The following is a 1,638-nucleotide window of genomic DNA, read 5'->3' as shown; positions in this document are numbered from 1 at the left end:
GCTCAATAGTCACCCGAGTTTCCCGTTTTGTAAACGAGTTTCACATTTTGAAAGCGACCTTCAAATTTTGTACCCGACTTTCCACTTTTGTAATGACTTTCCCGTTTTTTTCCTTGCTTTTATGATATAATCACCTTATGGCAGAGTATTTTTTTGCACAAAAACCGGACGTCAGTTTTGGCTTACAAATTTTGTAAGCCAAAATTCACGTCTTTTGCTGTTCTTATTTCAGCCGGCGGTCTGTGCTTTATTCTGTCTTCAGGTTACTTTTTGAGAAGTCTTGCGGTGAGGTTGATGTCTTTGGCTGCAACCTCTTGGCATCCCAGCCTCTCCGCCAGGTCTTCTCCATAATAAAAGCAGAACGCTTCATACGGACTTTTTCCATTCAGTTTCCTTCTACGGTAGGAATTGATATGGTTCATCATCAGCTCTATGTCTCCCTGCGTCAGTTCATCAAAGCTTCTTCCTTTCGGTAGGATCCTGCGTATAAACTCATGCCCCACCTCGATCTCTGCTTTCTGATACGGCGCACTTGGATTGCAGTAATAGATCCTCGTCCTTTGAAATCCTTTTCCATCCGGTCCATTCTCTATACACTTCGGATTGGAAAACTCACTTCCGTTATCCGTCAGAATGACCGGAAACAGCTTTCTGAAATCCTGTCCTCCCAGACGGTGGTACAGTTCATCATAAATATCTATCACCGATTTTGAGGTATTTGCTTCCCGCAAAAATCCCAGCATCAGTGACACATTTACGAAATATATCGTCAACAGGACTTTTCCTCCCTTGCTCCCGATCACGGAATCCATCTGCACCACTGCTGTGTCCGGATGCTGTTCCATATATACTTCATAATCATGATAATTCCTTCCCACACGGCATCCACGGTCTACTTTCAGCTCCGGTTTTTTATATCTCGGACGGTACTTTACCTTTCTTGGCAGGTCTATGTTCCTGATATCAAACAGGCATCCATCCACGTAGTTGTAGAGGGTCTTTTCACTGCACATCAGTTCATCCTTATGTGTCAGGTAGATCTGATGGATGGACTGTCCCTGCTTTACCAGCGGCACCAGGATTGCATTAAGCCTGGCAAGCTCCCCTTCTGTTGCAAGGATCCCGCTCCGGGACTCTGATATCTTTTCCGTCGCCTGTCTCTGGGCTTCCAACGCATCGTACACGGTTTTGGTCAGCGTGCACTTTTTCACTTCACTGCATCCGTTGCATACATATGGCGGTTTAAAACGGTGGGTACATATTTCCTCTTCAAAGTGCTCACAGTATCGGTTGCATATGAGTTCACACTGTTTGCAGACAGCTACCAACGGATGCCTGCAATCATTTGTTCCACACACTTTTTTTCTCCTGCACGCCTTTCTGTATTTGCAGGTATTGTGCGGATAACCTCCATAACCGGTATCCTGTTCGATGGAATAGTTCCGGATCTCCTTTGTAATGGTAGTCCTGTCTCTTCCAATTTTCTCTCCAAGCTCTGTGAAAGTCATATGCTCCTTTAGTCCGCTTTCTATCTCCAGCCGGTCCTCATAATTTAAGAACTTTGCCATACTGTCTCCTTTCCCCGCCAGCTGCTGAAGTTCTGTTAAAAAACAGGAAGAACATTTCTGTTCTTCCTGC

Annotated in this window: 1 protein-coding gene; it reads right to left on the bottom strand. The window is 44.9% G+C overall.

Annotation, left to right across the window (positions count from 1 at the left end; genetic code table 11):
* Window positions 1–263 precede the first annotated feature (263 nt).
* Window positions 264–1,638 (bottom strand): IS30 family transposase (locus tag DWZ61_RS19370; protein WP_347475474.1); only part of this gene is annotated, 1,375 nt, incomplete at its 5' end.

It is taken from the genome of Clostridium sp. AF34-10BH (genome assembly GCF_003478095.1).
GTDB lineage: Bacteria > Bacillota > Clostridia > Lachnospirales > Lachnospiraceae > Acetatifactor > Acetatifactor acetigignens.
The sequence above is the reverse complement of the archived record's forward strand: the minus strand, read 5'-3'. Positions and strand labels throughout refer to the sequence as shown.